This is a genomic window from Nonomuraea sp. NPDC049784, from assembly GCF_040659615.1.
Classification (GTDB): Bacteria; Actinomycetota; Actinomycetes; order Streptosporangiales; family Streptosporangiaceae; genus Nonomuraea.
Map to the genome: position 1 here is coordinate 1 of NZ_JBFAMX010000867.1, position 3,400 is coordinate 3,400.

At 71.3% G+C, this 3,400-nt stretch carries 3 protein-coding genes; all 3 read right to left on the reverse strand.

All coding sequences use genetic code 11. The annotated features are described in order from the left end of the window. Positions 1-152 precede the first annotated feature (152 nt). Complete coding sequence (locus tag AB0J09_RS60065) at positions 153-1,877, reverse strand: histidinol-phosphate transaminase (RefSeq protein ID WP_360712677.1); 1,725 nt, start codon at positions 1,875-1,877, stop codon at positions 153-155. Between the two features lie 56 nt (positions 1,878-1,933). Beyond that, the gene (locus tag AB0J09_RS60070) at positions 1,934-2,887 is read right to left on the reverse strand and encodes an ABC transporter permease (protein ID WP_360712680.1); all 954 of its coding nucleotides are present in this window, start codon (positions 2,885-2,887) and stop codon (positions 1,934-1,936) included. After that, on the reverse strand, positions 2,884-3,400 hold a 517-nt coding region (locus tag AB0J09_RS60075), incomplete at its 5' end, for an ABC transporter permease (RefSeq protein ID WP_360712682.1). The genes AB0J09_RS60070 and AB0J09_RS60075, both read right to left, overlap by 4 nt.

Genomic DNA, 3,400 nt, shown 5'->3' on the forward strand with positions numbered 1-3,400 from the left:
GCGACCGGCGTACAGGGCGGCGACCACCACGGGCACGGCCACCGCCCAGGCGCACCAGCGCAGGACGTACTCGCGCCTGCGCGACAGGGTCGCGGCGACCCCGCCGACGGCGAGCGCCACCGCCACGTACGGGGCGGCCGTGGCGGGCGTGATCAACCGCCGTCCCCGAGGGCGGTGACCGCGGAGGCCACAGCAGAGGCGCAGCGTTCGTTGGCCGCCGCATCGCGTACCGAGACGCGTACGGTCCTGCCCTCGAAGGCGGGCGACAGCGGCGACAGGTCGCGCAGGAACACCCCGCGCCGCCGGCACGCCTCCACCAACCGGGCCGCGCCGGGACCGCCACGGGGCAACGTCAGCAGCGCGAAGTTGGCCACCGCCTCGTGCGCATGCAGGCCGCCGCCGATCGCGGCCAGCCTCTTCACGAGGTCGGCACGCAGAGTGCGCGTCTCCGCCCAGCGTGCGGCGTAGTAGCCGGGGTCGCGCAGAGCGTTCACGGCGGCGATCTGGGCGGGGAGGCTGACGCCCCACGGTGGAGCCCAGCGCCGTATCCCGGCCACGATCTCCGCTGGACCAGCGAGATAGGCCACCCGCAACCCCGACAGGGCGTACATCTTGGACATCGATTTGCACACCACGATATTTTCGGACGCAGCGGCGTACGCTTCCAGCGACGGCTCGCCCTCCACGTACTCGACGTATGCCTCGTCGAGCCAGAACCGCGTACCGCTCGGCGCGTCCTCGATCACCCGGCGCAGTTCGCCCGCGTCGGTGTGCACGCCCGTCGGGTTGTTGGGGTTGACGACGACCACCAGGTCATAGCGTTCGCGCAGGGTGTCGCGCAGCCGGTCGAGGTCGAGCCGCCACCCGTCGGCTCGCCGCAGCGCGAACCGGTCGGCGCGGCAGCCGATCACCCGCTCGACGACGTGCGCGTACTCGCCGTAGGCCGGGTCCAGCAGCAGCACCCGCGACGAGCCATCCAGCCAGCCGCGGAACGCGCGGTAGATCAGGTCCGACGAGCCCGCCCCGGCCGCGATCGCCGGCTCGGGCAGGCCGCGTCGTTCGGCGATCTCGTCCACCAGCCCCTCGGGGTAGGCAGGGGGCGAGGTGCGCGCCAGCCACCCCTGGTCGTCGCCCAGCGCCTCGACCACGGCGGGCGCGGGCGGGAACCAGGCGTCGAGCACATCGGCGGGGACCACGTCCCCACGCGCCTTCACCGTGTCGAACCGTCTGCCCAGCGCCCCGATCGACGCGCCACCATGCTGGCAGCCGTCCGCGCCGCCGGGCAGGAACGGCATGTCCAGACTCCACCGCACCCTCGGCTCAAGCGCGCGTAACAACGGCCCGTACAGCCGCAGCGCCCGTGAGGCCAGGTCATCCACCTGCCCGTACAGCACCTCGAAGGTGACGGCGCCCGACCGCACCCGCGTCCCGGCACTGGTCAGCCCGGCCGCCACGTACATGCCGAGGATCTCGGCCCGTCCCAGGGCCACGACGGTCCTGCCGCCGTGCGCGGCCACCCAGCGCTGCGCCGCGTTCTTCTTCAGCACCGCCGCCGCGCTTCCCCGCCAGCGCGGCGCCACGGTCAGGATGCGGATCTCGAACAGCCCGTCCTGGCCGAGCAGCGGGTGGCCGTCGCGGGTGAGGTACTTGTCGACGGAGTAGCGGCCTGCCCAGGGCGGCGTCACGCTGACGAACCCGACGGGCTCGCCGTCGCCGGCGGCGACGAGGTAGACGTTGTCGCCGTCGAGCGCGTCGGTCAGGCGTTCGGCCTGATTGGGGGTGTGCTGGCCGAGCTCACGTGCGTAGACCTCGTGCCGTAGCCGGAAGATCCACTCGCGGTCGTCTGCCGTGCCTGGGCGTATTTCCAGCATGGTCATGCCCTATCCGACGTACGCCGCGGCAAGCCGGTTTCCGGGGACGCGCCCGTTCGGGCTTACGTCAACCGCTGGGCCTTGCTCAGCAGCCGCTGCGCCACCACCACCAGCGCCAGGAACAACCCGCTCACCACCTGCTGGAACGCCGAGGTCAGGCTCCCGACCTGGTTGATCAGGCTCTGGATGACGCCGAGCAGCAGCACTCCCGCCACCGTCCCCGTGATCCCGCCGGCTCCGCCGGTCAGCAGGGTGCCGCCGATCACGACGGCCGCGATGACGTCCAGTTCGAGCCCGATGCCCAGGATCGTCACCCCGGAGGAGAGCCGGGCGGCGTTCAGGGCCCCGGCCAGGCCTGCGAGCAGGGCCGACATGACGTACACGTAGACCTTCGTGCGCGCGACCGGCACACCCATCAGAGCCGCCGCCTGCTCGTTGCCGCCGATGGCGTAGACGTTCTGGCCGAAGCCGGTGCGTTGCAGCAGGACCATCGCCAGCAGAGCCAGCACGATCGTGATGTAGACGGGGTACGAGAGGCCGAGCATCTCACCCTGCCCCAAGGTGGCGAACGCCCGATCTTTCACGAGATAGGTGGTGGCGCCCTCGTTCGAGATGGCCAGCATCAGCCCGCGGACTCCGAGCAGGCCCGCCAGGGTCACGATGAACGGCGCCATCCCCGTACGCGCGATCACCAGGCCCTGCAGCAGGCCGACCACCCCGCACACCGCCAGCGGCAGCAGCACCGCCACGATCAGCCCGTACTGGGACCCGTAGGCCGCCAGCACGCCGCCGAGCGCGAACAGCGATCCCACCGACAGGTCGATCCCGCCGCTGATGATGACGAACGTCATCCCGATCGCGATGATCGCCAGGAACGACGACGAGACGACGACGCTGGCCGCGTTCTCCGGGGTGGCGAACGAGTCGAACGCCAGGCTGCCCACGATCACCAGCAGGCCCAGCACCATCGTGGCGCCGTGCTGCTGGAGCAGCCGGCTCACCTGTTCACGGTTCATCGACGCTCCCGGGTGGCGTAGACGGCGGCCAGGATGATGACCGCCTGGACCATCTGGGTCCATGACTGCGGCAGGTTGTGTTTGATCAGCGTGGCGGAGAGCAGCTGCATGAGCAGCGCGCCCATGACCGTGCTGAGCACCCTGATCCGGCCGCCGGTCAGCGGGGTGCCACCGACCACGACAGCGGTGATCGCCGACAGCTCGATGAACAGGCCGAGCGAGGTCGGGTCGCTGGCCTGCAGCCGGGCGGTGGCCAGCACCCCGGCCAGCGCGGCGAGGAGCCCTGAGATCACGTAGACGGTCAGGAGCACGCGCTTGACCGGCAGCCCGGACAGCTCGCTGGCCGACCGGTTGCCGCCGATCGCCACCACCTGCCGCCCGAACGTGGTCCGCCGCACCACGAACAGCACGATCAACGTCAGCGCCGCCGCGATCAGCACGATGACCGGGATCCCGGCCACCGAGCTGCTGCCGAGCGCGATCAGGTCGGGATTGCGGAACTCGACGAGCTGC